This window comes from Megasphaera sp. AM44-1BH, assembly GCF_003467125.1.
In the GTDB taxonomy this organism is placed as follows: Bacteria; Bacillota; Negativicutes; order Veillonellales; family Megasphaeraceae; genus Megasphaera.
This window is the reverse complement of record NZ_QSFA01000026.1, coordinates 1-24569: the sequence shown is the minus strand read 5'-3', so window position 1 is coordinate 24569 and position 24569 is coordinate 1. Positions and strand designations below refer to the sequence as shown.

At 47.4% G+C, this 24569-nt stretch carries 27 protein-coding genes and 1 CRISPR repeat array; of the genes, 5 read left to right on the top strand and 22 right to left on the bottom strand.

The window, feature by feature from the left end; genetic code table 11:
- Nucleotides 1–191: 191 nt before the first annotated feature.
- The 3 genes from DW949_RS12280 to DW949_RS12265 form a co-directional block, all read right to left on the bottom strand.
- Nucleotides 192–1316 (bottom strand): SLC13 family permease, encoded by a 1125-nt coding sequence (locus DW949_RS12280; protein ID WP_233539599.1) that lies wholly within the window; start codon nucleotides 1314–1316, stop codon nucleotides 192–194.
- A 241-nt stretch (nucleotides 1317–1557) separates the two neighbouring features.
- Nucleotides 1558–2673 carry an RNA-guided endonuclease TnpB family protein gene (locus tag DW949_RS12270; protein ID WP_118023494.1) on the bottom strand — a complete coding sequence of 372 codons (1116 nt, stop codon included), beginning with the start codon at nucleotides 2671–2673 and terminating at the stop codon, nucleotides 1558–1560.
- Nucleotides 2674–2855: 182 nt separating this feature from the next.
- Entirely contained in the window at nucleotides 2856–5660 is a 2805-nt protein-coding gene (locus DW949_RS12265; RefSeq protein ID WP_118023501.1) for a DNA methyltransferase, read from the bottom strand.
- A gap of 444 nt (nucleotides 5661–6104) precedes the next feature.
- On the opposite strand from DW949_RS12265, the gene DW949_RS13845 reads away from it, so the two are divergent.
- Nucleotides 6105–7016: an Rpn family recombination-promoting nuclease/putative transposase gene (locus DW949_RS13845; protein ID WP_233539597.1), complete on the top strand. Its 912-nt coding sequence runs from the start codon at nucleotides 6105–6107 to the stop codon at nucleotides 7014–7016.
- Nucleotides 7017–7111: 95 nt separating this feature from the next.
- Here DW949_RS13845 and DW949_RS13840 read toward each other — a convergent pair whose 3' ends face one another.
- Both DW949_RS13840 and DW949_RS12250 read right to left on the bottom strand, forming a co-directional pair.
- Nucleotides 7112–7261: a hypothetical protein gene (locus DW949_RS13840; RefSeq protein ID WP_233539596.1), complete on the bottom strand. Its 150-nt coding sequence runs from the start codon at nucleotides 7259–7261 to the stop codon at nucleotides 7112–7114.
- Nucleotides 7262–7486: 225 nt separating this feature from the next.
- Nucleotides 7487–7795 (bottom strand): MazG-like protein, encoded by a 309-nt coding sequence (locus tag DW949_RS12250; protein WP_118023499.1) that lies wholly within the window; start codon nucleotides 7793–7795, stop codon nucleotides 7487–7489.
- 312 nt (nucleotides 7796–8107) lie between these two features.
- Here DW949_RS12250 and DW949_RS12245 point away from each other — a divergent pair, with 312 nt between their 5' ends.
- Nucleotides 8108–9232, top strand: a complete 1125-nt coding sequence (locus DW949_RS12245) for an alpha/beta hydrolase (protein WP_118023493.1) — start codon at nucleotides 8108–8110, stop codon at nucleotides 9230–9232.
- Nucleotides 9233–9244: 12 nt separating this feature from the next.
- Nucleotides 9245–9676, top strand: a complete 432-nt coding sequence (locus tag DW949_RS12240; RefSeq protein ID WP_118023492.1) for a MerR family transcriptional regulator — start codon at nucleotides 9245–9247, stop codon at nucleotides 9674–9676.
- Between the two features lie 160 nt (nucleotides 9677–9836).
- Here DW949_RS12240 and DW949_RS12235 read toward each other — a convergent pair whose 3' ends face one another.
- From DW949_RS12235 to DW949_RS12175, 13 genes are all read right to left on the bottom strand, one after another.
- Nucleotides 9837–10829: a Fic family protein gene (locus DW949_RS12235; RefSeq protein WP_118023491.1), complete on the bottom strand. Its 993-nt coding sequence runs from the start codon at nucleotides 10827–10829 to the stop codon at nucleotides 9837–9839.
- Between the two features lie 342 nt (nucleotides 10830–11171).
- Entirely contained in the window at nucleotides 11172–11540 is a 369-nt protein-coding gene (rplL, locus tag DW949_RS12230; protein ID WP_118023490.1) for a 50S ribosomal protein L7/L12, read from the bottom strand.
- Between the two features lie 56 nt (nucleotides 11541–11596).
- Nucleotides 11597–12154 carry a 50S ribosomal protein L10 gene (gene rplJ / locus DW949_RS12225; RefSeq protein WP_118023489.1) on the bottom strand — a complete coding sequence of 186 codons (558 nt, stop codon included), beginning with the start codon at nucleotides 12152–12154 and terminating at the stop codon, nucleotides 11597–11599.
- A gap of 175 nt (nucleotides 12155–12329) precedes the next feature.
- Entirely contained in the window at nucleotides 12330–13043 is a 714-nt protein-coding gene (gene rplA, locus DW949_RS12220; protein WP_118023488.1) for a 50S ribosomal protein L1, read from the bottom strand.
- 62 nt (nucleotides 13044–13105) lie between these two features.
- Entirely contained in the window at nucleotides 13106–13531 is a 426-nt protein-coding gene (gene rplK, locus DW949_RS12215; protein WP_059076483.1) for a 50S ribosomal protein L11, read from the bottom strand.
- A gap of 87 nt (nucleotides 13532–13618) precedes the next feature.
- Nucleotides 13619–14161 carry a transcription termination/antitermination protein NusG gene (gene nusG, locus DW949_RS12210; RefSeq protein WP_059076482.1) on the bottom strand — a complete coding sequence of 181 codons (543 nt, stop codon included), beginning with the start codon at nucleotides 14159–14161 and terminating at the stop codon, nucleotides 13619–13621.
- A 15-nt stretch (nucleotides 14162–14176) separates the two neighbouring features.
- On the bottom strand, nucleotides 14177–14410 hold the full coding sequence (gene secE, locus DW949_RS12205; protein ID WP_118023487.1) for a preprotein translocase subunit SecE: 234 nt from the start codon (nucleotides 14408–14410) through the stop codon (nucleotides 14177–14179).
- A gap of 46 nt (nucleotides 14411–14456) precedes the next feature.
- Complete coding sequence (gene rpmG, locus DW949_RS12200) at nucleotides 14457–14606, bottom strand: 50S ribosomal protein L33 (protein ID WP_014015374.1); 150 nt, start codon at nucleotides 14604–14606, stop codon at nucleotides 14457–14459.
- Nucleotides 14607–14786: 180 nt separating this feature from the next.
- A complete protein-coding gene (locus DW949_RS12195; protein WP_233539595.1) occupies nucleotides 14787–16007 on the bottom strand; it encodes a L,D-transpeptidase in 1221 nt (406 codons plus the stop codon).
- A 130-nt stretch (nucleotides 16008–16137) separates the two neighbouring features.
- Nucleotides 16138–16614 (bottom strand): hypothetical protein, encoded by a 477-nt coding sequence (locus DW949_RS12190; protein WP_118023486.1) that lies wholly within the window; start codon nucleotides 16612–16614, stop codon nucleotides 16138–16140.
- 123 nt (nucleotides 16615–16737) lie between these two features.
- Nucleotides 16738–16944 carry a type II toxin-antitoxin system RelB/DinJ family antitoxin gene (locus DW949_RS12185; RefSeq protein WP_118023497.1) on the bottom strand — a complete coding sequence of 69 codons (207 nt, stop codon included), beginning with the start codon at nucleotides 16942–16944 and terminating at the stop codon, nucleotides 16738–16740.
- On the bottom strand, nucleotides 16925–17989 hold the full coding sequence (locus tag DW949_RS12180; RefSeq protein WP_118023485.1) for a nicotinate-nucleotide--dimethylbenzimidazole phosphoribosyltransferase: 1065 nt from the start codon (nucleotides 17987–17989) through the stop codon (nucleotides 16925–16927). The genes DW949_RS12185 and DW949_RS12180 overlap by 20 nt, the downstream gene beginning before the upstream one ends.
- Nucleotides 17986–18429: an acyl-CoA thioesterase gene (locus tag DW949_RS12175; protein WP_118023484.1), complete on the bottom strand. Its 444-nt coding sequence runs from the start codon at nucleotides 18427–18429 to the stop codon at nucleotides 17986–17988. The genes DW949_RS12180 and DW949_RS12175 overlap by 4 nt, the downstream gene beginning before the upstream one ends.
- A 147-nt stretch (nucleotides 18430–18576) precedes the next feature.
- On the opposite strand from DW949_RS12175, the gene DW949_RS12170 reads away from it, so the two are divergent.
- Nucleotides 18577–19596 (top strand): LacI family DNA-binding transcriptional regulator, encoded by a 1020-nt coding sequence (locus tag DW949_RS12170; protein WP_118023483.1) that lies wholly within the window; start codon nucleotides 18577–18579, stop codon nucleotides 19594–19596.
- A gap of 120 nt (nucleotides 19597–19716) precedes the next feature.
- Here the strand turns inward: DW949_RS12170 and pta are convergent, their stop codons facing one another.
- Entirely contained in the window at nucleotides 19717–20751 is a 1035-nt protein-coding gene (pta, locus tag DW949_RS12165) for a phosphate acetyltransferase (protein WP_118023482.1), read from the bottom strand.
- A gap of 233 nt (nucleotides 20752–20984) precedes the next feature.
- Between pta and DW949_RS12160 the strand changes: the two genes are divergently transcribed.
- Complete coding sequence (locus tag DW949_RS12160; protein ID WP_233539594.1) at nucleotides 20985–21197, top strand: hypothetical protein; 213 nt, start codon at nucleotides 20985–20987, stop codon at nucleotides 21195–21197.
- 261 nt (nucleotides 21198–21458) lie between these two features.
- On the opposite strand, the gene cas2 is transcribed toward DW949_RS12160, so the two are convergent.
- From cas2 to cas4, 3 genes are read right to left on the bottom strand one after another with little or no spacing between them, the layout of a single operon-like run.
- The gene (cas2, locus tag DW949_RS12155) at nucleotides 21459–21749 is read right to left on the bottom strand and encodes a CRISPR-associated endonuclease Cas2 (RefSeq protein ID WP_118023480.1); all 291 of its coding nucleotides are present in this window, start codon (nucleotides 21747–21749) and stop codon (nucleotides 21459–21461) included.
- A 12-nt stretch (nucleotides 21750–21761) separates the two neighbouring features.
- Complete coding sequence (gene cas1c, locus DW949_RS12150; protein WP_118023479.1) at nucleotides 21762–22793, bottom strand: type I-C CRISPR-associated endonuclease Cas1c; 1032 nt, start codon at nucleotides 22791–22793, stop codon at nucleotides 21762–21764.
- Nucleotides 22790–23458 (bottom strand): CRISPR-associated protein Cas4, encoded by a 669-nt coding sequence (gene cas4 / locus DW949_RS12145; protein WP_118023478.1) that lies wholly within the window; start codon nucleotides 23456–23458, stop codon nucleotides 22790–22792. Before cas4 ends, cas1c begins: the two co-directional genes overlap by 4 nt.
- Before the next feature lie 185 nt (nucleotides 23459–23643).
- A CRISPR array of direct repeats spans nucleotides 23644–24485; the repeat unit is 32 nt; unit sequence ATTTCAATCCACGCACCCGTGAAGGGTGCGAC.
- Nucleotides 24486–24569: the final 84 nt, after the last annotated feature.

Here is a 24569-nt window from a genome sequence, read left to right as displayed (position 1 = left end):
CAAAAAAAGGTCTAGCCCAACCACAAAAGTTGGACTAGACCCAAAAAAAACAGAGGTGTCCAGGAATTGTCTTATAGCATGTAGCCATGCCGTACCTACGACAACTCCCAGACACCTCATTTCTCCTGTCCGGTGACAGAAGCGGTGTTCTTATGAAATTGGCATTATTTTAACATATCCTGTCGTCTTCGTCAATATAAATACGGATCGTACAGCCAGGCAAACAGGACCAGTACCAGCAGATAGGCCAGGTTAAGCAGGGTAAATAATTTCAGATACCATCCCTGCTGACGGGGACAGGCCCGGACGAACATGCCATAGGAAATAAGGCTGGCCATAGATGCCACCAGTGTCCCCAGCCCGCCAATATCCGTCCCGAGGAGCAGTGCTGCCCCTTGATCCGTAAACCCCGACAGTAGGACGGCAGCCGGCACATTGCTGATGATCTGGCTGGCCAGGAGGGCTATGAGGAACTCATGACCGGCCAGATATCCCGTCAGTATCTCCCGGAAAGCCGTCAGCTGGCTCATATTGCCGATGAGCACGAAAAAAGCGACAAAGGTGCCCAGGAGGCGGTAATCGGCGTAACGGAAATACCGTGGCCGGGTCAGGGCCGTGACGGCGGCGACGATGGCCAGGGTAAGTCGGTAATCGAGTACGTGGGCCACGGTGAGCAGGGAAAGGGAAAACATCCCTCCCAGGAGCCAGAGCTGCCGTGGCGGTGCCAGTACGGGCAGATTCCGGGTGCGCCGGGCAGCCAGCCGCGCCGACACAGGGATAGGCGTTCCCGGCAGCAGAAAGACCGACAGGACCAGCAGCGCGAGAGATACCAGCGTATACGGCAAAAGCAGCGACAGAAACGTTCCCAGATCCATACCGTAGTAGAAATAAAGATACAGATTCTGCGGATTTCCTACAGGCGTACACATACTACCCAGATTGGCGGCCAGAGTCTGCAGGACGATGACCAGGGCAATCTGTCTTTCACTGGAAATCCTGGGCAGGGCCATCAGGGAAAATGGCACAAAGGTCAGAAGGGACACGTCATTTGTCACCCACATACTGACAAAGAAGCAGGAAAATATGAGGACGGCAGCCAGCTGGCGCATCGTTCCCAGCCTGAGCAGGAGGCGCGCCAGCACAGCTGCAAAGACACCGCTTTCCCGCAAGCCACCGATGACGACCATAAGGCAGAACAAGACGGACAGTACAGGCATATTGATATACCCGGCATAGGCAGCCGTCGGCGGCACGACGATCATCGATACCAGCGCCGCTGTCCCTGCCAGAAATAGAACCATATTCTCTCGTATCAACTGTCCGATGGACCTCATCTTCCACCTCTTCCCTGTCCCGTTTTCTTATTATATACACAGGAACAATTTCTAAATTATACTACAAAACGGGAATAGCTCCAGTGAACGTACTCCCACCTATAGAGGCGGGAGCTTCCTGCTTCAACGAGAACAGCGCCACTGACTCCAAAGAGTTGCGGCGGCTTACACACTCTCCACAGGCGTAGATTCCCGTACGCCCCACGGTATTTTATGGATTACGTCAGGCTGATATTCGCCTGGCTTCTTCTCGGATATTGATGGCCGCGTTTTTATCGCGATTATGGTGACTTCCACATTTAGGGCAATCCCATTCCCTTACAGACAAGTCCTTGGTTTCGTGGTTCTGATATCCGCAAACATGGCACAGCTGGCTGCTTGGATACCACTTGTCTATCTTGATAAGCTGTTTGCCTTGCCAAGCCAGCTTGTACTCCAGCATGTTCGTGAACAGATTCCAGCCATTGTCCGCTACGGATTTGCCAAAGCTGAACTTGCCACCCTTTTTCCGCTTTGCCATCGCTTTGACGCTGATATCCTCAATACCAATAGCGTCATAGTGGTCTGCGAGGTAGCGGGCCTTCTTATGCAGGAAATCCCGGCGTTGATTGGCCACTTTCTCATGGAGAATAGCTACGCGCAGCCTTTGTTTTTCTCTGTTGTGACTTCCTTTTTGTTTCTTGGATAGCTTCTGCTGCGCCTTAGCCAGTCTTTTCTCTGCCTCTCGCAGGAAATCGGGATATTTAGCATCCTCCTCATCGGAAGCCACATACAAGCCGTGCATCGCAAAATCCAGCCCCAGGAAGATCTTCGGTATGACAGGGAGTATTTGGTTTTCATACTCCACCAGCATACTGATATAGTATTTTCCTGATGGCGTCTGGCTGATGGTTACGGTCTTTATGATACTGTTCTCCGGCAAGGGACGATGCTGGCATAATTTCACCCAGCCGACTTTCGGCAGTTTCACCTTATGGCCCTCGATTCGGACAGAACCCTTCTGGTTGTTCGTGGAATATGAAGCACGGCTATTCTTCTTGGACTTGAAGCGCGGCTTGCCGAAATGCTGGCTGTCATTCCAAAAGTGGCTGTAGGCCTTATTCAGATTCATTTGGGCATTGGCAAGGGCTAAACTATCTACTTCCTTTAGCCAAGGGAAGTCTTCCTTGTACTGCGCAGGCGTGTTATTCAGCTTTTGGCCGGTTTCCTTATAATAGTCAAGGCGGTCACTCAACATTTTGTTATAGATGAATCGAACACAGCCGAAGGTCTTGGCAAACATAATTTTCTGTTCCCTTGTCGGGTAGAGCCTGTAACGATATGCCTTATTCACTATCATCACCTGCCTTGACTTTCCAAATCCTTTCACTCTTACTACTGATTATACTGCAAATCAACTTGCGAAGCCATTGTTTTTCTGATGGCATCGAGCCCTCAGAAAAACCTGCAATTCATCTCACCGCCTAAAGAGGCGGGAGACTTCTTGCAGAATCAGGTTAAAAAAATAGTATCAATCGTTGGTCATGAATTAGCAGTTACAAGCTGCTGATACAGTTTCATCAATGCCGCCACACAATCGGATTCGCTCATGTGACGCCAATCGAATCCATAGGCTTCCATGACGGCTTTGTCATTTTCCTGATGGGCTTTGCGAAGTTCTGGCGGCATGGTCAGTTCATCGTAGAGATCAGCCAGGTTGGCGTCGGGATAGTCAGCCCGGGCATCTAAGATAGCCTGTGCCGTCGTTTCAATCTTAGCCCGCTGGGCATCTGTCGGTGTCGGCCATGGGAAATTGTTGTAGACGATATTAGCAGAATAATCATAACTCGGACCATAATAACCACAAACAGCCCTCATCCATGCCATATGAACATCACTGGTCAAAACGCCAAAATGAAACAAAGTAGCATTAGGTATAAACTGTAACTTGTTGCTAATAATCGTATTTGAATCGAGATATCCCATAGGCACATATCTACGATTCCCTGAAGAAATTTCTGGAATCGCAATATAATGATCAACATCTGCTGTTTGTCGTATTTCTTGAAATAAAGTAGGCGTATCTGCACATTTTTTTGTAGCCAACTTTGTACTGTTGAGACGGTATTTTCTTACACTATCTATTCTTCGTAAAATCTCAGGCATAGATTTTAATTCTTTGGGAGAAGCATTAAGTAACCATAGGCAATACCGGTCTGTTCCATTAATAAATTCCCTAGCTCCCAAAAATTGTTTAATATATTTTTTAGAACTGGGTTCTTTTTTTATGAAATCATCATATTCTTCATTAGATATTATTAATCCCCCATGATCAGCAGGCTTATTTCCATAAATCATAATAGGAGCATTACAACACAATGGTTTTTTACGGATTCCCACATAAAAATCAGGTGCATCAAATAGATATGGATTTATATGTTTTACTATCTTTTTCTGATTATTGTTAAAAAGATATTTTTCTTTCACATGAACATATGTTATACCAATAATTACAACAAATACTGTAGCAACATTTGAAGATTCCGAGTTCCATTTAAAAGATTGATATGCAAAAAATATCTCTAATCCTTCAGATAATAATTGTTTCCAAAGAGGAGCAACCTGTTGACCTTGACAAATAGAGTTTGTAGAAACAAATGCAGTTTTTATACTAGTACCTTTCATGTAATCTGCTGCTATTTTATGCCAACAAGCTACATAGTCTATCATACCGCTTCCCTTCCCCAATATACGTAGTTTATCTTGCTTCTGATCATTTGATAACATTCCTTTAGAACTAGATAATTTCTGAGATACTCTTCCACTTGTCGCTATAAACGGCGGATTACCCATGATGTAGCTTAACTTATCCGGTGCAATCAATTCTTTCCAATCAAAGCGCAGGGCATTTCCTTCGACGATAAAGGCATTGGTCGTCAGAGGCAAAAAATCAAGATGTAAGTGGACGATATCTTCCGTTTCTTTCATCATCTGGCTTTCAGCAATCCACAAAGCCGTTTTTGCAACGGTAACTGCAAAGTCATTGATTTCGATCCCGTAGAACTGGCTGATAGAAATTTTGATAGGATTATCCAGCCCGCCGAGAACCATGCTTCCTTCATTGATGAGTGAGATGATTTCATTTTCTATCCGTCGCAGGGACAAGTACGTTTCGGTAAGAAAATTTCCGCTCCCACACGCAGGATCCAGAAATCGGAGCGATGCCAATTTATCTTGAAAGGCCCGCAGACGTTCGTTACGGGTCTTCTTGACTTTAATCTCCCGGATAGTCTGAAATTCTTTCTTCAAATCGTCTAAAAAAAGAGGGTCGATGACTTTATGAATGTTTTCAATACTCGTATAGTGCATCCCACCAGAACGGCGCGTTTCCGGATTCAGTGTACTTTCAAAGACGGCACCGAAAATAGTCGGACTGATAGAGGACCAGTCGAAGTCCTCACTGCATTCTTTCAGCAGTATTTCGATAATATCGTCGGTAATCTTTGGGATTTCTATATCTTCATCGGCAAATAATCCTCCGTTGACATAAGGAAAAGCAGCCAAATCATCGTCCATATAGGGATCGCGTTCTTCCGGCTTCTGGTCTAATACCCGGAACAGATCAATGAGGGCACGGCGCATGTTTTTATTGCGGAATGAAGCCAGGTAATCATGGAACATGGCATGTTCGCCAAAAATCCCGGCATCTTCAGCATATAAACAGAATACCAGGCGGACGCAAAGGACATTCAGGCTTTTCATGGCCTGTTCACTATCGGGTTCAATGTACTGCCCGTGGAGTGCATCGTAAAGCTTCCCCACCAGTTCCCCCGCCTTAATCGAAACTTCCAGTTCCTTTTTCAGATGAACATTTCCTGTATCGGCAATGAATTGCAGGCGATAGTATTCTTTGGGCAAATCGGCCAATTCGATGACAGCCGGTTCCCCATTGGGCTGTTCCATGTCGTATACCCGGAACTGGGCAAAATTACAGGTGATGACGTAACGCGGATGCTGTGAAAGAGGTAACTCTGAAATATAGCGTTTGGCCTGTTGAAAGGGAGTCAGCTTTGTCCCATCGGATTGCTTAATCGGCTTAGACAAATCTTTTTCCAGGCTCTTCTGTTCAATCAGTACCTTTGTCGCCGGTATCATCCCATCGATAAAGCTGTCATGGGTCAGCTTCACTTTATCTTCAAACTCGATGAACTGTTCCGGCTGTTCTACGCCAAAGACATCGCGCAAAAGAGAGAGCCAGAACGGCTGGGACTGCCCTTTTTCATAGCCTTTGCCCTGCCAGAATTCCACGAACTGTTTAGCCGCTTTCTTATGCTCTGCATCCGTCATCTGTTTCACCTTGGTCACTCCTTCGATGTATCATTATGATTATTATACCCCATTCATAACAGGAGCGACAATGAGGAAGGCACGCAGGCCGGGGAAAGATAGTTTGCAGAAAAAGATAGTTTGCAGTTTGTAGTCTTCAGAAAAAATAGTACCATCAGCTAGATACTGCTGTTTTTCGATTTGCTGAAGGGCTTCTCTTGTCATCAATCAAGATAATTGGCCGTATTTTTACTGGTAAAGATACTCACATAAGATAAAAAGGGGCTGGTCACACGTAATCATGAATACCTCCGTATTCCATATGCAAAAATATCATATTTCACAAAGAATTTAAAATCTGATACAATAAATCCAAGAAGGTGCAGCCATGAATGAAGGAATAATACAGGACGTAAAGGACCAGCTGGCAGGGGCGCTAGACTACATAAAGCAGCTAAAGGTGTTTTGTCGCAGAAAAAGGTGCTGGCTTATATCTTGAAACGGACTGTTCCCGAATTTGAATCGGCCAGCCTCGACGATATTGCTAATATCTACATCGAAGGGAAGCCGGAAGTCAGTACGGTTCCGGTCTCTAAAGACAAGACGAACGCGGTCCGACACGCCTTGGAGCGACAGGATACACCGAAAATCAAAGGGACACAGAATGAAGATAACAGCATAACGGAAGGGAGCATCGTCTTTGATGTTTTGTTCCGGGCGAAAGCACCGGTGACCCATGAAATCATTACCTTGATTATCAATGTAGAAGCACAAAAGCATTTGAAACCAAAAAAGAAAACTGGTGGTACTTATCCTCTATTAAAAAGAGCTGTTTATTATGCCAGCCGATTGATTTCTTCACAAAAAGGGACCGAATTCACCAATAGCGACTATGATAAAATAAAGAAAATCTATACTATTTGGATTTGCATGGAAGCCCCACATGGGAAAAGTGCTATTAACCGCTATCAGCTGAAAGAACAACATTTGCTACACCGTTATAAGGAACCTTGTCAGAATTATGACCTTATAGGCATCGTCTTTGTCTATCTGGGAAACAGCAAAGTCAAAGACCAGCTGATAAACCTGCTCGATTTGATGTTCAAATCGTCAAAGAACGCCAGCGAAAAGATTACAGCATTGCATAATGATTTTGGGATTGATTTGACAAAAGAAGGAGAGGAGGATTTGGAAATCATGTGCAACTTAGGAGAAGGATTATATGAAGATGGTGTAATGAAAGGCAAGCAAGAAGGTAAAATAGAATCAGCTTTAGAAATGCTCAAAGATGGTGTAGCTTTAGAGAAAGTGGCAAAGTATAGCAAACTATCGTCGTCTATGATTGAAAAACTTGCTAAACAGAATAAATTAATTTAGGAGCAAATACAAAAAAGAGGCCATTGCATTAGCAAAAAATGAGCTGCCCCCAATCGTTAGATCCTTGGTCTAACGATTGGGGGTCAGCTCGCAGCTCAAATGCGGTGGCCCTTTTTTTGTATTTGAAGTTGAAAGTTTGATGCAGATAGGCTCAAAGTCCCCTTCTTTATGGACGCAGGAAATACCTCCTGCCGGATAATCCGGGCGTCCTGTGAAATTCCCTGCTGCATACGTATTTGAATCATGATATTCCCTCCTAAAAAAACAGAGGTGTCCAGGAATTGTCTTGTAGCATGCAACCATGCCGTACCTACGACAACTCCCAGACACCTCATTTCTCCTGTCCGGTGACAGAAGCGGTGTTCTTATGAAATTGGCACTCTTCTAACATATCCTGTCGTCTTCGTCAATGCGATTCTGCCCGCTTTAGCAGCGGATGTCAGAACCAGGTCTCCCTACTTTCCTGCCTGTTATTTCAGTGCCTGTTCGGTATCTGCCAGAAACTGCTGCACACAATCGGCAAAGTCCAGCCCTGCCCGGTCGGCCAGAACGGCCAGCCACCATACACATTCCCCGATTTTAGACGGCAGCCTGTCTTCTGCATCGGATGGCCAGCGCCCTTCATGACTCATTGTCAGCCGCCCTACCAGTCCGGCATCGGTCAGGAAAGCCAGGGCATCTTCCTCTGCCGACCATTCGGAGCCATGATACTCCCGTTCCAGCTCATGATAGGCCTTTCTGATGGCCGCGGATCGTTCCGATACTTCTTGTAATTCCATATGATTCTCTCCTTTTTGAGTTTGGTTAGTTTGGGTAGTTATTTGGTTATTTTGGTCTGTTGTTTGGTCAGTTTTCGGAGTTTGGTCAGTCGTTCGGTCAGTCGTTTGGTCAGTTGTCCGGTACAAGTTAACACGCAAATCACCATCAAAATCAATGATTTCCGGTTCCTTCAAACCATAATCCCGGCAATCCTTATAGTCCCATTTTTTGCGATGGAGAAAGTTTCAAAAAAGCTCTTGACTTAAAGTTAACTTTAATGCTTATTCTTATGTCATAAGATATATACATTTTCCTACAGGAGGCCTATACTTATGAAATTAAGAAAACGCATCATGAAAAATATGGTACTCGCTGCCCTGTGCAGCTTCCTTTTCATCATTGGCGCAGGGGCCGGCAGCAGTTATGCCGCCCAGGTCCCAACGCCATCGAAAGTACCAACTGAAACCATTGATGCTGCAACGCTTTCCCATAAATGGGATAAGACGTTCCCGGAAAATACGAAAGTCGCTCATCAAAAAATCACCTTCCATAATCGCTATGGTATTACTTTAGTCGGCGACCTCTACACGCCGAAAGATATGAAACAAGGTGAAAAATTGGCTGCCATTGCCGTAGCCGGTCCCTATGGGGCTGTCAAAGAACAGGTTTCCGGCCGCTATGCCCAGGAATTAGCTGCCCGGGGATTCATCACCCTGGCTTTTGATCCGTCCTTTACGGGGGAAAGCGCCGGCGAACCGCGCAATACGACCTCACCGGATATCAACACGGAAGATTTTTCTGCCGCCGTCGATTACCTGTCCACCCGCAATAACATCAACCCGGAAGAAATCGGCATCCTCGGCATCTGTGGCTGGGGCGGCTTTGCCCTGAATGACGCTGCCATGGATACGCGCGTCAAAGCTACGGTCACATCTACCATGTACGACATGAGCCGGGTCATCGCCAATGGCTATTTCGACTATGAAAAAGATGAAGCCACCCTGAAAAAAGAACGGATGGAAGCCCGCAAAGCCATCAGCGCACAGCGCACAGAAGATTACCGGAATGGCACATATAAAATGGCTGGCGGTGTCCCCACAGAAGTAACAGCCGATACGCCACAGTTCGTCAAGGATTATCATGACTACTACCAGGAAAAACGCGGCTACAGCCCCCGGTCCTTCGGCTCCACCACAGGCGCAACTCTCAGTTCCCTGCTCGATTTCATGAACATGCCCCTTCTGTCCCGGGCTGATGAAATCGAAAGCGCCGTACTGATGATCCACGGGGAAAAAGCCCACTCCCGGTACTTCAGCGAAGACGCCTTCAAGAAACTGAAAGGGAATAACAAAGAACTGCTAATCATTCCCGGTGCGGTCCACACCGACCTGTATTATAAAATGGATGTCATTCCCTTCGACAAAATCGAAGCCTTCTACCGTCAGTATTTAAAATAAAGGAGATAAACTATGTCTTATACGATTTCACAAGCGGCGCAGATGACTGGCATCAGTCCGTCTGCCATCCGCTATTATGACAAAGAAGGGCTGCTGCCCCAGGTGGAACGGAAAAACGGTATCCGTCTCTTCAGCGATATGGATATCCGCTGGCTCCACCTGCTGACCTGCCTGAAAAATACGGGCATGCCCATCAAGCGCATCCGCGAATATGCCGAACTGGCTCAGCGTGGCGATGAAAGCCTGAAGGAACGGCAGGCTCTCATCCGCCAGCAGCGCCAGTTTGTCCTGGACCAGATTGAACAGCTGCAGTACTACATGGAAGAACTGGATTTTAAGGAATGGTATTATAAAAAAGCCTTGGAACTCGGTTCGGAAAGCAAAATCGATTTCGATGACTATGAACGGGAAACGGGGAAAAAATCGCCAGACGCACCTCAATAAATGCATCTTTATGACAGATTTCCCCCATCGATTCTTTCATGGACGCAGGACGGGAAAAGATAGTTTAAAGGAAAAGATAGTTTGATGTTTGAAGTTTGATGAAAGAGCAGCAGGTAGCAGTCAGCGGCTGGCAGCTGGCAGCCGGTGGGCAGCGGCTAAGTCATTTTTTCCTATAGCGCTGATTACGACTTTTCGGTTTTTCCGGAATAGTCATCTCAATGATTCCCTGCTCTAAAGCTGGAACTAAGTAATTCTTCCGAAATGTCGGCCTATGGGAAAGTCCAAGACGTTCCATAATCTCAGTTGCAGATAATACCTCATCACCAAGGACATCCAGTAATTTCTGTACATACGGATTCCCTGACTTTCCTGCCGGATCAGTTGCATCCCCAACGACTGTCGTTTCCCTCAATGTGCCCAGGAAAATTTCCAACATGAATTCCACAAAGGTACTGCTATCCGATTCTCTATCTGATTTATTAAGAGCATTATAGTATTCCTGTTGCCGGGATCGAATCAATTCTTCAACTGGAAGCCAGTAAAAAATTTCATTCCATCTCCCAAGAAGCAGGCTGTGCCACATCCGGCCCATACGGCCATTTCCATCTGCGAACGGATGGATAAACTCAAATTCATAATGAAAAATCGCACTGCGTACCAGCGGATGTATTTCCGATTTCTTATACCACGCAAACAAATCCTGGATTTCTCCCGGCACTAAACTTGCCGGGGGAGCCATATGCACTACGACGTCACCATCGAATACACCTACTCCGCCTGAACGGAATTTTCCATTTTCAGGAATTAGGTCTTTCATCATCATCTTATGTGCTTTGAGCAAATCCTTTACCGAATAGGGATTAAGCACCAGCATCATCTCATACGTATCGTAAGCATTTTTCACTTCTCGGATTTCATTGGGATTCCCAAGGATGTGCTTGCCATTGATAACAGCCGTAACTTGTTCAAGAGAAAGGGAATTGTGCTCGATAGCCAGCGACGAATGGATTGTCCGTATCCTATTTTCTTTCCTCAAGTGCGGATTTACGTTACCATGAGAGAGAACTTTGATTCTTCCAATCTGTTCACTGACATCAGCAACTAAGTTCATTATTTTATCCGTCATATGGAATGGAGGTTTATATTCACCCATAATTTATGCCTAATCCTTTCTAGGAATATTTTTTTATTTCTCCCCATTGCATGGATGCTCAACTCTTCAAAATAATATCAATAACTTAGTCGCTATCTTAGTCGTTTTTCTTAGTCGGTCAGCGACTAAGTTATTTTATTATACCATCTTTGCCGGCATCCTGTCATTCTGCCGTTTTGTCTCCAGGAAGAGAGCAACAGGAAGGGAAAGATAGTTTGCAGTTTGAAGAAAAGTCAGTGGCTGGCGGCTGGTGGCTTCCTCTTTTTACTGCTCCCCTATGAAAAAAGCTCTGCAAGCCGCATATGTATGCGGGTTGCAGAGCTTATCATTTCACAGAGGAAATTATTTGAGTTCGACAGATGCGCCAGCTTCTTCGAGTTTAGCTTTGAGAGCTTCAGCGTCAGCTTTGGCAACGCCTTCTTTAACAGCTTTCGGAGCGCCATCAACGAGGGCTTTAGCGTCTTTCAGGCCGAGGCCGGTTACTTCGCGGACAACTTTGATTACGCCGATTTTCTTGTCACCAGCAGAGGTGAGGATTACGTCGAATTCGGATTTTTCTTCAGCAGGAGCAGCGCCAGCAGCAGGAGCAGCAGCAACAGCAACCGGAGCAACAGCGGATACGCCGAATTTGTCTTCCATAGCTTTTACGAGTTCGGAAAGTTCGAGAACGGTCATGCCTTCAATGGCTTCCATGATTTCTTCTTTAGTCATTTTAAAATACCTCCATAGTATCAGTTTTTAGATTCGTTTTTAAGTATGTAAGCTAATTAAGCAGATTCCTGTTCTGCTTTTTTAGCGCGTACAGCATCAAGCACATAAACCATATTGCGGATGTTGCCCTGGAGTACGTTGACCAGGCCAGAGATAGGAGCCTGCATGCTGCCAACCAATTTGGCGAGGAGTTCTTCGCGGCTCGGCAGGCTTGCCAGAGCTTCGACAGCAGCTGCATCAATAACCTGACCATCAGCGATGCCGGCTTTGACCGTCAGCGCTTCAGTCTTTGTTTCTTTGATGAAGTCTTTCAGGATTTTAGCCGGTGCTACTGTATCTTCTGCAGAATAAGCAATAGCGGTCGGACCTTCGAGAACTGCATCCAGATCATTGAAACCGAGTTCGTCGGCAGCGATACGGGTCAGTGTGTTTTTGACAACTTTGTATTCGACGCCACCTTCACGGAACTTACGGCGGAGTTTCGTGACATCAGCTACGCTGAGGCCGGAGAAACCAACGAAAACAGCACCCTGTGCGGACTGCAGTTTTTCTTTCATTTCTTCTACGACAGCGGCTTTTGCCGGAGAAACCTGATGTTTTGCATACATAGACATGAGTTCGATACACCTCCTTGAACTGGGATTTATATCGTCTTAGCAATAAAAACGGTCCCATGTACGACTGACATGAGACCGAACTAGTCAAATTGAAATACCTGCTAGTTTCATAGCCTCAGATGGCGGACCTAAGTCCATTATACATACCTTCAGTCTACAGCTAAGAGAGATATTATTTGTCTTCTTTGACAGCACCTTTGATGCTGTACTGGTTGATGTGGATGCCAGGGCCCATCGTGGAGCTTACGGTGATGGATTTGATGTACTGGCCTTTTGCACCCGACGGTTTTACTTTGATGAGAGTATCAACGAGTGTCGTCAGGTTATCCACTAATTTATCTGCATCGAAAGATTTCTTGCCGATAGGGGAATGAATATTGCCGGCTTTATCCGTACGGTATTCAACCTTACCTGCTTTACTTTCGCTAACAGCTTTTGTTACGTCCATCGTAACCGTACCGACTTTCGGGTTAGGCATGAGGCCTTTCGGGCCGAGGATTTTACCAAGACGGCCGACTTTACCCATCATGTTCGGTGTTGCGATAGCTACGTCAAAATCAAGCCAGCCACCTTTGATCTTTTCGATGAGATCATCAGCACCGACATAGTCAGCGCCGGCAGCCTGAGCTTCTTTTTCTTTGTCGCCCTGAGCAAATACGAGGACGGTCTTGGATTTACCAATGCCATGGGGCAGAACCAGAGCGCCACGAACCTGCTGATCGGCATATTTCGGATCTACGTTGAGGTTGACAGCCAGTTCGACGGTTTCGTCAAATTTGGCTGTGTCCATCTTTTTCAAGATGTCGATTGCTTCCGTCACGTCATACTGTTTGTGTTTGTCAACCAGTTTGGCGGCTTCCGCGTATTTCTTGCCTACTTTTGCCATCTAACTTTTCCTCCTTTGTGGTTTAGCGGGGATTGACCCCTTCCACGGGACTGAACCGGCGATTAATCGACGATTTCAATACCCATGCTGCGGGCAGTGCCTTCAATCATTTTCATAGCAGCTTCAACGTCGTTGGCGTTGAGGTCCGGCATCTTAGTCGTTGCGATTTCGCGGACTTTGTCGCGGCCCAGTTTAGCTACCTTTTTCTTGTTCGGTTCGCCCGAAGCTTTTTCCAGACCTGCAGCTTTCTTCAAGAGAACAGCGGCCGGCGGAGTTTTCGTAATGAACGTGAAGGAACGGTCTTCATATACAGTGATTTCGACAGGGATAATGAAGCCAGCCTGTTTAGCTGTACGTTCGTTGAATTCCTTGACGAAAGCCATAATGTTGACACCAGCCTGGCCTAATGCAGGGCCAATCGGAGGCGCCGGAGTTGCTTTACCAGCTTCACACTGGAGTTTTACCATTCTTGCTACTTTTTTTGCCATGGTGAGTTACACCTCCTTACGTTACAAGATGTGGTCAGACGATTCATGCGAATCTCCCACTCGCGGCTAACGCCGCATTAGAAGTATTTATTCCAGACTCTTCTCGATTTGAGAATAGTCAACTTCTACTGAAGTTTCACGGCCAAACATATCAATCAGGCCTTTGAGGGTGCCTTTTTCATCATTGATTTCCGTAATGGTAGCAATGAAGTTTTCAAAAGGACCGGATGTAATGCGGACCTGTTCCCCTACTTCTACAGAAATATGGACCTTTGGTTCGCTTTCGTCGATGCCCTGGGACTTGAGGATGCGTTTTACTTCCTCCGGATTCAGCGGGATCGGCTTGGTGGCCGAACCGACAAACCCCGTTACGCCAGGTGTATTGCGGACGACATACCAGGAACGGTCATTGACTTCCATTTCGACCAGGACGTAGCCGGGGAAAATCTTGCGTTTCACCACGTGCTTCTTGCCGTCCTTGATATCCACTTCGTCTTCCATCGGCACGAGAATGCGGTTGATCACATTTTCGAGCCCCATGGACTTGACCTTCCGTTCCAGCGTCTGCATTACTTTATTTTCATAACCGGAATACGTATGGATGACATACCATTTCTTATCAGTTTCCATCTATGCACGGGCCTCCTATCCGACAACGTTTCGGAGTAACCGGAACAATTGGGCAAATACACCGTCCGAGACAGCAATGATAGCCATGACGACAAGGGTTGCTACGATGACCATAACGGTATAATTGATCAATTCTTTTTTCGTCGGCCAGATGACCTTCTTCAGCTCCACTTTGACGCCGTGGAGAAATTTGCCGTTCGCATCCTTTTTCTTATTCTTTTGTGCTTTCTTTGATGCTGTAGCTGCCATATAACCTCTCACATTCAAATAAGACTAAGCACATCTTATTTCAAACTTATTTCGTTTCTTTGTGTAATGTTTCTTTTTTGCAGAACGGGCAATATTTTTTGAGTTCCAGACGATCGGGATTGTTCTTTTTGTTTTTATTTGTCCGATAGTTACGCTGTTTGCATTCTGTGCATGCCAATGTGATAGCTGTACGCATTCCTTACACCTCTCTTAAATCATAGTAAAAGCCTGCATCGTGCGCAGGACCGCTTATATAATGTACCATACCCGGCAGGCTAAGTCAAGAAAAAATGTGGTAACTTAAAAAAGCTAGGTGAAACTGCACACCTAACTTTTCAAAGTATATCACAGATATAGAGTTGTTGTCAAATAAAAATCATCGGACAGGCTGTGCCGGTTTTGCCGGTTTCTGGCTGCCATCGCCGTAGAGGGTCACCACCGGCCGGGACTGGAGGCGGTATACCAGATCCGGGCCGAGCCCGCCGGCAAGGCCGTAGAGATTCTGTGCCGTCGCGGCATCGAGGTACACCACGTCGCTGCGGACGATACCGGAACCACTGCCGTGATTGGTCCGCAGAGTCTGGGACGCGCCGCTCCATTCGGCTTCCGTATGGGTCGCCGTCGAGAGGGCAAAGGCCGGCAGCCAGATGACGCCGTCTTTCCCCAGGGCCCGTTTGGGCAGCTTCTTCCCATTGACGTACAGGTCATAGGCCTTGGCCACGTAGGTCGGATTGCCGTCGGAAGCGGCGATCTTGCTAGAAATGGCCGCCGGTTCGGCGAAATCTTCGACGCCATAGCCGGCCAGAGCCTTCTTGACATCCTGTACCGACACGGTCTGCCAGCCGTATCCGTCGGGATAGATATAATAGGAAATGGTATGGTCGTCATCGCGGTCGATGACGATGCGGTCGTAATAAATATCGACACTCGTGCCGACGCTGACCCGGTCATACAGGTCTTCTACGTCTTCTTCATGCATGCGCACGCAGCCGTTGGAGACATAGCCGCCGATGGAATCGGGGCGGTTCGTCCCGTGGATGCCATAATTGCCAAAGAGGCCGAGCCAGCGGTAGCCCAGGGGGCAGTCAGGACCGGAGCTGATGCTCACGCCCGTATCCGGGTCGGTCCAGGTCGGATTCAGGATTTTTTCGCTGACCGAATAATACCCCGTCGGCGTCGGCGTACTGACTTTGCCTACCCCTACGGGATACATGCATATAGGCGTCTTCCCTTCATAGAGCGTCAGGATACGGCTGGCCAGATTGAGCATGATCTTCTTTTCCTGGGAAACCTGCGGTCCTTCTGCCGGCTCAGTCGATGTAACCGATACGGCCGTCGTCTGTGAAGGCGAGGCAGGAGACGCAGCCGCACCCGTCGTAGGCGTCACGGTCACGATGGCCGCCGGAGCGGTCTGGCCGCCACTGCGCCTGCCCGACGGCGCCTGTTCGTTCAGGCTCTCTTCGGTACGCTGCGAAAAATGAGTCGGGACGGTCCGCAATGCCGTTTCTTCTGCCGGGGCTGTATCGGTGCCGGCCGCCCATGCGCTCCCTGCCGACAGGGCCAGCGCACAAAGTGCTGTCACTATGGTCTTACGCAATCTCCATTCCTCTTTTCCTGGCAATCCGGGCAGCCTGACGGGCTGCCCCTGCCTGTATTGGTACTATTTGTTTTATTATATCATACTCCAGGCCCGGCCCGGTAGCCGTATACGCACAGTTTCGTCTTTTTTAATTAATCCGGGCACTGATGCTGACAATATAGAAATTCTGCACGTCGAAGGCCAGTTGTTCGCCATCGGTGCCGTCATACACATAGAGGGACTTATCATTGAAATTGTAAATATGGTCCGCTGTCCCGTACTTGTCCGAAAGGACACTGGCTTCCATGCCGACAGAGACCCCGTCGGGCGTCGCCAGATTGTCCGTCGTGCAGGTCACGGCCACGGCCTGGCTGCCCGAGCCGTCGAAGCCGATGATATAGCCGTTATTGTAATTGTATTCCAGATAGGTCTGATCTCCGTTGCTGCCCTGTTCCTGGCTTGTCGGCGGGCCGTACACACTTTCTACGTACTCCGGCGTACATCCCGGGCCGACGCCGCCGATGGCGATGCGGTCATTGGAAATCTGGGCTGAAGCAACAGAAGACATCATACAGGCCGCCCCCAGGAGGAGGACAAAGGCCCTGCGTTTTACACGATTGAACACACTATCTACTTCCTTTGTTTTGCACTGTATTTTTCTGCATACAATCCACTTCCGAAAGAGTCTGTTCCGTCCCTTCCGGCAGTACAAAATATTGTAGCACAGAGAAAGAGAGGCTGCAACGTCTCAGCGGGCATCCCACTCGGCAAAACGTTCATTCATGCGCTTCTTCTTTATGCGGCCCGTCCCGTTCTCCGCCCGTCCGAAAGGCAGGCGTCCTTCGGCGATGGTCCGTTTATAAAACAGCGTAACGGCCTCTTCTTCAGAAAGTCCCAGCCGGGAAAAAATGGCCCGGGCCTTCTGCCGCACCTCTTCATCTACGTGTAGTTCCATGATGCATGTCTCCTTTCCCTGCTATATCGGCATGACGCTGCTCCGCATCGGCATTGATGCCATCGAGAGTCGCCATGTGATTCACCGCATAGAACATAGACCGCAGGAGGGTCACAGCCAGGACGGCCCCCGTGCCTTCCCCCAGAGAGAGATTGGCCCACAGCGGCACATCGTAATCATCGATGCCGGCAGCGTGCAGGGCTACGGACATGCCCGCTTCCCGGCTCATGTGCGACGGCAGGGCAAACCAGGACACCTGGGACATCATCTGTACCGCCGCGGCCAGAGCCGCCGCCGTGATGAACCCGTCGATATAAAAAGGGATCCGCTCCCGGGCACAGGTACACATGGCCGATGCCAGGGCCGCCAGATCAAACCCTCCCACATAGCGCAGGGCATCGGCGGCGCCAGAAATGTGCGGCCCGTAAGAGGCGAGAGCCCTGCGGATCAGGTCCCGCTTGTGCAGGAGGAGGCGGAAATTGCCCCGTGCCGATCCGTAGCCGACCAGACTGGCCGCGTCGTGGGGCGCGATGGCCATGAGGACCGCCGACGACGTCGTCGTGTTGCCGATGCCCATTTCCCCGAAGGACAGGAAATTATATCCGCTGCGCTTTGCCGCCAGCACCCGTTCCCTTCCGGCATCAAAGGCCTTGTGCAGCTCTTCTTCTGTCATGGCCGGCTCTTTGGAAAAATCCTTCGTTCCCCTGGCGATCTTATAATCCAGCCCGACCGCATCGGGACTGTCGATGCCGACATCGACGACCTCCCAGGGAATCTGATTGCAGCGGCAGAAACACGTGACAGCCGACGTGCCCTCTACCATATGGCGGCTCTGCATGTACGTGATCTCCGGCAGCTGGGCTACCGCCCCGGAACGGCAGATCCCGTTGTCGGCGGCAAAAATGATGTGCTTCGGTACAAATTCGCCGGGAAAATATCCCCAGGCCAGAAAAGCCTTCTTCGCCTGTTCTTCCAGAAGGCCCAGACTGCCGGGCGGCTTGGCCAGATTGCGCAGCCGTTCTTCTACTTCGTCCTTGAAATTCATCGTCTCGTCATCTCCTTATAGGCCAGATACTGCTTCTGCCGGGCGGAAAGCTCAGCCGGGAGCTCCGGCAGGGTCACACCGTGGGGAACGGCACGGCCCGTGGCTTCTTCGATATGGACGAAAGAAACAAAACACGACGCCGCCACCGGGCCATCCGGCAGGAGCGACAAGGTAATATACACGCCGACACCGCTCGTCCCGGCATAGACGATGGAACTATCTACGCGGATCGTGTCCCCTTTATGGACGGGATGAAGGAAGCGCAGTCCATCCAGCCCCAGACAGACAATATGGGGCGTACGGAGAAAACTCTGCACCGCCAAAAAGGCACATTCAATCATATACGACGTGCCCTGTCCGGCAAAGAGCGTATCGTGGGGATTGAGATCCCGGGAAAGGACCATATGGGCCGATGAAATATGTGCATCAATACCAGTCATACTATTCCCTCCATTCTTTTCATTTTATTATATCATACCGGAAACGGACATAAAAAATACGCCAATCCCGTTACAACAATAAAACAACTTGAAAATTTCCCTTTTTTATGTCAAAATAGAAAGTGGATTAAAAGGGAGGGGCTTGTATTGTCAACTATCAAAGATATTGCTAAGGAAGCCGGCGTTTCTATCGCTACCGTTTCTATCGTACTGAACGGTAAGGGAAAAGAACGAAAGATTTCCAAAGAAACACAATCCCGCATTTACGCCATTGCACAGCAGCTCAATTACGTGCCCAACCAGTCTGCCAAAAAGTTACGGGCCGCCCAGAAAGACAGCTACGCCATCGCCTTTTACTGGGCTACGGACTTCCGTATCAACTACCTGGCCCGCATCACTCTGGGCATCCAGCAGGAAATCATGAATCTCAAAAAGAATATCCGCCTGACCGTTATCCCCTATAAAGTAGATCATCTGGAAGAACAGATGAAATCGACACAAAACGATTTCTTCAACGGCATCATCATCGCCAACATGTCCAATACGGATATGGAATTTCTCAATACCACCTATGTGCCGCCCTGCCCGGTCGTCTTATTCAACAGGGAATCACCGAAATTTAGCAGCGTCACCATGGACAACTACAAAGTCGGCCAGAGCGTCGCCCGCCATTTCCTGGCAAAAGAACTGTACGACGCCGGCGTCCTGACCCATGATACGACATTCCCCATCATGCGCCAGTGGATGCAGGGCTTCCTCGATACGTACGAAGAAGCGGGATACCCCATCGGCGAAGACCGGATCTACCTGTGCGAAACATCTTCTGCCAGCGCCTTTGAAATCTGCAAACGACTGGCATCGGCCGGCAACATGCCCAAAGCCATGTTCTGCGAATCGGACGTATTGGCCCATGGCATGCTCTTTGCCTGCTACGAAACGGGAATTGCCGTCCCCCAGGACGTAGAAGTATTCACCATCGGCATCAACATGCCGGAAATCAACGATTACACCGTGCCGTCCCTGTCGCGCATCGACATCCCCATGGGCGAAATCGGCCAGGAATGCCTGCGCATAGCCGTCGATCTCATCGAAAAGAAAGTCCCCAATCCGACGGTCCTGTTCCTGGAAGGCAAAAAAATCATCGGCCAGTCCTCGCCTATGGCCTGAGGGATAGGAAAGGGATAGTTTGCAGTTTGCAGCAGTTAGAAAACCAGTGCGTCCGGGCCGGACGCATCAAAAAAGAGGTTGCCTTAAAGACAACCTCTTTTTTTACTATACTTTCACAGATTATGCGTTAGCCGCTTCTTTTTCCATGATGTCTGTCGAAATAGCATCGGAGCAGCATACAGCTACGACGTCAGCAATATCTTCGGTGGAGCAGCCACGGGACAAGTCGAGGATCGGTTTTGCCAGACCCTGTACCAGAGGTCCGAGAGCCGTTGCATTGGCAAAACGCTGTACCATCTTGTAACCAATGTTAGCAGCATCGAGGTTCGGGAAAATGAGGACATTGGCATGACCGGCAACTTTGGAGCCCGGAGCCTTGTGTTCGCCGACTTCCGGAACGAGGGCAGCATCGGCCTGGAGTTCGCCATCGAAGTCGAAGTCTACATTGCGTTCTTTCAGGATTTCTACAGCCTGGCGGACCGTATCGACGGTTTCACCGGAGCCGGAGCCTTTTGTCGAATAGGACAGGAGAGCTACTTTCGGGTTGAGCATCTGTACCGTACGGCGTGCACGTTCTACGCAGATGCAGGCGATATCAGCGAGCTGTTCTGCTGTCGGATACGGGATAACGCCGCAGTCGCCGAGGACGAGGATGCCGTTATCACCATACTGCGGAGTGTTGGTCAGGAGAATGAAGGCGCTGGATACAGTCTTGTTGCCTTTACGGGGTCCGATGACCTGCAGGCCGGCACGGATAACATCAGCCGAAGTCGTAGCAGCACCAGAAACAACACCGTCAGCTTCACCGAGAGCGACGAGGCCGGCAGCAAAGAAAGTATTGTTGTTCATCATGATTTCATGAGCTTTTTCTACAGTCATGCCTTTCTTTTCGCGGCGTTTTGCGAAATATTGGCACAATTCATCCATGCGGTAGTAGGTAGCCGGATTGATGACTTCTACACCGGTGAGGTCGATCTGGAATTTGGCAGCATCTTTTTTGATCTGGTCCAGATTGCCAACGAGGACGATGCGTGCATAGCCTTCAGCCAGTACACGTTCAGCAGCTTTGAGTACACGACGGCTATTGGTTTCCGGAAGGACGATTTTCTTCTGTGCCTTGGAAACACGGGCTTTTAAATCTTCTGTAAATCTCATTCGTAACAACTCCTTAAAATGGGTACTAGATGGTCTTACACTATTCCGTCTTTTATTATAATACAAACGCTGAGGCAAATCAAAACACTTTTTCCACATACTCGCATTTCATCACGAGAAAGGACAAAAAGAACTTACATTGTACAAACCGGGCATATTTGCTACAATAATTTTTAAATGATGACGAATACGATATTGATCTTACTGCCAGGGGAAAGGAGGATTTAACCACGATGTGTAACTTAGGCGAAGGAATTTATGAAAGAGCCATGGAAAAGGGCATGGAAAAAGGCGTTGAACAAGAAAAGCGGAATTCTGAAAGAAAAGAACGGGAAGCCGCACTCGAAATGCTCAAAGACAGGTTATCCTTTGAGCAGATTGCCCGGTACATGAAACTTTCCGTCGAAGCCGTTGCTGATATTGCCAGGGAAAATAAATTAATATAGTTTTTGAGCATTGAACCTCTTCCGCTTTCATATACGGAAGAGGTTTATTTCTAAAACAAATAATTTGTTTTGATGTGTATTTCAATTCACGCACCTAGAAGGGTGTGATTACTTTCACCCGGCCTCATTTCCCACAGTAGTCACAGATTTTACTGACGTATGTATCGAGTTCTTTTAATCTCTCATTTAGAAATTATCAACTATTTCACCGCACGGACACTCAAATAGAAAATGCCTTTCCTTTCAGTCAATCCGATTTCCTTATACTATCAATATGTCTTCCGGATCATAAGTATTTTTAGCCCCATAGTGCTCTATTTTTGATTGATATTTTTTACCGAGATTATAGAATCGGATGCTATCTTTATTTTTATCCATAATTTTAAGCAACTGATGTTTCAACAAAACCAGTTCATCTGGTTGTAACAAACACTCAAAAACTGAATTCTGTACCCGTTGGCCATACTTTTCGCACTGTTTGGCAACCTGATGCAATCGCCGTTTTCCGGCGTCATCTTCTGTACTGACATCATAAGTTACTAATACCAACATACTCTTATCATCTCATTTCCATAGAAACGAAGGATATACATCTAAATCACCACGCAATACCTTAGCCAATAATTGAGCTTGCACAAAAGGAACCAATCCCCAGGGTATCTTTTCATCCAAAAAGGGATGTTTGATGATATCCTTCTTACGATTCTGCCAATCTGTCAGGAAAATTCTCCTACCTTTATCATTCAACAACACCGCCCCATTTTCTTGCTGTTCAAAGGCCCCAGCATTGATTTTGCGATTGTTGATCAGAGTTAAAACAAAACGATCCGCATAGATACTACGAAGTTCTTCCATTAAATCCAAGGCTAATGAAATACGTCCTGGCCGGTCCCGATGCAAGAATCCTACATAAGCATCAAGCCCTACTGCTTCCAAAGCAGATGCGCAGTCATTAGCCAAAATAGTATAACAAAAGGAAAGTAACGTATTGACAGGATCCTTAGGTGGCCGTTTAGTTCGTTGTTCAAAAGAAAAAATATTCTTATTTTGTAAAATCAGATTATTAAATACCGAAAAATACAAACTGGCCGCTTCTCCTTCGTAACCGCGCAAGCTATCTAAATCACAACACTTCCTGGCCTTCTTCGCCAAGTGAAGTAACGACGAACTGATTTCTTTCAAAGATTGTATATCAACACTCATAGGATGATCCCGTTTTGTTCTCTCCAGTACACTCCGGGCATTGAATATTTTTCCAATAATAAAATATTTAGCGATTTGACAGCTTCGTGTTTCGTTATCGGAACAGCGATACTGCTCTTTTCGCAACAAAACATTTCCTTGCGTCGTACCCACTATTCTAGCTAAAAATCTGCCACTTTGGCGATAAAAACAAAGACCTATATTTCTTCTAGCACATTCCCCCATCAAGGCCGGAGACGCACCTTTATAGCCAAAATAAACAATCTGTTCCAACGTGTGGATTGGAAATTTTCCCAAAACTTTATCATCCAGTAAAATGATAATATTATCGTTTTCTAAAGCCAGATACGTTTCCGGAGTCATGACATATAATGTATTCAATAATTTTCTCATACTTTATCACTTCCTAACATGGCATCATAATACGATTGGACAGACTTCTTTTTGCAAATAGCGGGCAAACAGACTTCTTTCAAAGAACAACTGGGGCAGCCCTTTTTAGGCCGTACTTTAGGAATATACCCACGTTTAAAGTAATCATGCATCGTTTCCAGCATCTTTCTAACTTCTTGACGTAAGGTCTCTGTCAGTTCAATGAGTTCTCTTCTATGTGTTTCATGATAATATAAATCTCCCTGAGATATAGGAGTACCCAACATTTCTTCTAAACACATAGCTTGACAGCATAGTTGGAGACGATCTGCATTAATATCCTTCGTTTTTCCTCGTTTGTATTCAATAGGAAACGGAATCCATAAGCCATCATGTCCATACAAACAACTTCCACAATTATCGCCCCGGTGAAATTCCACCACATCACACTGTCCGGTTACACCTAAAGTCCTCGAAGCAATCCGGATTCCGCGAGAAATAAGAAATTCGCCACGTTTTTCTACAAAATCCGGATTATGACAATTTTCATGGACGATATTACCTTCTATCGTCTTAATATTTTCATCCCAAACCTGGTCTATATGGATTAAAGCCCATTGCCGTGGACAAAATGAAAAATGTTGTATACCCGAAATCATCAAAAAATCATCTTCATCATATCCCATAAAATATACCTCTTTTCACATATTTAAATACCTATAATTTGTAACTATTATATATGATAATCCATTGAAAAGATAAAACTAAGACTCGATTCACTTCTTCATATAGGATGCACTTTTATACAGAATTTATACACCTATGAAGGGCACGACTCTTCGTCTTTTTCCACGATAATATCGCTGGTCTTATTTTAATCCACGCACCCGTGAAGGGTGCGACTGAGCCTGGACGAGCATCTGCGTGCCCTGAGATGTATTTCAATACACGCACCCGTGAAGGGTGCGACACAGGACAAAGACGGCAACTTTATCAGCCAATACCCATTTCAATCCACGCACCCGTGAAGGGTGCGACGTCGGAATCGTCCGGATTTGGATGCAGGTCCAGATTTCAATCCACGCACCCGTGAAGGGTGCGACGCCAATCATCGGCGGAGTGTAGATGTCCAGCTTGATTTCAATCCACGCACCCGTGAAGGGTGCGACATTTCAAAGTTGGAAAACGGAGAAGAAATAGAAGTATTTCAATCCACGCACCCGTGAAGGGTGCGACGAATGGATAAACAAAAAGCCCATCCCGGATATCCCGATTTCAATCCACGCACCCGTGAAGGGTGCGACGTCACGACTTTATGCGTTCCATCCCGGTTATAGATATTTCAATCCACGCACCCGTGAAGGGTGCGACCGTCAGATCCGCGTACTTTACCATTTAAATATTCGCAATTTCAATCCACGCACCCGTGAAGGGTGCGACACTATCGCGTCAGAGCTTCATGACGGCGGTCAGGTACATTTCAATCCACGCACCCGTGAAGGGTGCGACAAAAATAAACAATAATATTCTTCATCATTTAATTTAAATTTCAATCCACGCACCCGTGAAGGGTGCGACAAACCCAGAATGGCTCTAATACGTCTTCATTTTCAATTTCAATCCACGCACCCGTGAAGGGTGCGACATTTTCCTGTCGCTTTTTCTGCGGGATTTTACCAGTATTTCAATCCACGCACCCGTGAAGGGTGCGACGAAGGCGGGTTGGGTGACGTGTTCGACGATCTGATTATTTGGTGCTAGCATATAAATAGGACAAGTCAAACTGAGGTTTTCCAT

What these genes read in the sequence shown, in the direction of transcription:
- DW949_RS12270 (WP_118023494.1), bottom strand. Translation starts at nt 2,673, where the DNA reads ATGATAGTGAATAAGGCATATCGTTACAGGCTCTACCCGACAAGGGAA.
- DW949_RS12265 (WP_118023501.1), bottom strand. Translation starts at nt 5,660, where the DNA reads ATGACGGATGCAGAGCATAAGAAAGCGGCTAAACAGTTCGTGGAATTC.
- DW949_RS13840 (WP_233539596.1), bottom strand. Translation starts at nt 7,261, where the DNA reads ATGATTCAAATACGTATGCAGCAGGGAATTTCACAGGACGCCCGGATT.
- DW949_RS12250 (WP_118023499.1), bottom strand. Translation starts at nt 7,795, where the DNA reads ATGGAATTACAAGAAGTATCGGAACGATCCGCGGCCATCAGAAAGGCC.
- DW949_RS12245 (WP_118023493.1), top strand. Translation starts at nt 8,108, where the DNA reads ATGAAATTAAGAAAACGCATCATGAAAAATATGGTACTCGCTGCCCTG.
- DW949_RS12240 (WP_118023492.1), top strand. Translation starts at nt 9,245, where the DNA reads ATGTCTTATACGATTTCACAAGCGGCGCAGATGACTGGCATCAGTCCG.
- DW949_RS12235 (WP_118023491.1), bottom strand. Translation starts at nt 10,829, where the DNA reads ATGGGTGAATATAAACCTCCATTCCATATGACGGATAAAATAATGAAC.
- rplL (WP_118023490.1), bottom strand. Translation starts at nt 11,540, where the DNA reads ATGACTAAAGAAGAAATCATGGAAGCCATTGAAGGCATGACCGTTCTC.
- rplJ (WP_118023489.1), bottom strand. Translation starts at nt 12,154, where the DNA reads ATGTCTATGTATGCAAAACATCAGGTTTCTCCGGCAAAAGCCGCTGTC.
- rplA (WP_118023488.1), bottom strand. Translation starts at nt 13,043, where the DNA reads ATGGCAAAAGTAGGCAAGAAATACGCGGAAGCCGCCAAACTGGTTGAC.
- rplK (WP_059076483.1), bottom strand. Translation starts at nt 13,531, where the DNA reads ATGGCAAAAAAAGTAGCAAGAATGGTAAAACTCCAGTGTGAAGCTGGT.
- nusG (WP_059076482.1), bottom strand. Translation starts at nt 14,161, where the DNA reads ATGGAAACTGATAAGAAATGGTATGTCATCCATACGTATTCCGGTTAT.
- secE (WP_118023487.1), bottom strand. Translation starts at nt 14,410, where the DNA reads ATGGCAGCTACAGCATCAAAGAAAGCACAAAAGAATAAGAAAAAGGAT.
- rpmG (WP_014015374.1), bottom strand. Translation starts at nt 14,606, where the DNA reads ATGCGTACAGCTATCACATTGGCATGCACAGAATGCAAACAGCGTAAC.
- DW949_RS12185 (WP_118023497.1), bottom strand. Translation starts at nt 16,944, where the DNA reads ATGGAACTACACGTAGATGAAGAGGTGCGGCAGAAGGCCCGGGCCATT.
- DW949_RS12180 (WP_118023485.1), bottom strand. Translation starts at nt 17,989, where the DNA reads ATGAATTTCAAGGACGAAGTAGAAGAACGGCTGCGCAATCTGGCCAAG.
- DW949_RS12175 (WP_118023484.1), bottom strand. Translation starts at nt 18,429, where the DNA reads ATGACTGGTATTGATGCACATATTTCATCGGCCCATATGGTCCTTTCC.
- pta (WP_118023482.1), bottom strand. Translation starts at nt 20,751, where the DNA reads ATGAGATTTACAGAAGATTTAAAAGCCCGTGTTTCCAAGGCACAGAAG.
- DW949_RS12160 (WP_233539594.1), top strand. Translation starts at nt 20,985, where the DNA reads ATGTGTAACTTAGGCGAAGGAATTTATGAAAGAGCCATGGAAAAGGGC.
- cas2 (WP_118023480.1), bottom strand. Translation starts at nt 21,749, where the DNA reads ATGTTGGTATTAGTAACTTATGATGTCAGTACAGAAGATGACGCCGGA.
- cas1c (WP_118023479.1), bottom strand. Translation starts at nt 22,793, where the DNA reads ATGAGAAAATTATTGAATACATTATATGTCATGACTCCGGAAACGTAT.
- cas4 (WP_118023478.1), bottom strand. Translation starts at nt 23,458, where the DNA reads ATGGGATATGATGAAGATGATTTTTTGATGATTTCGGGTATACAACAT.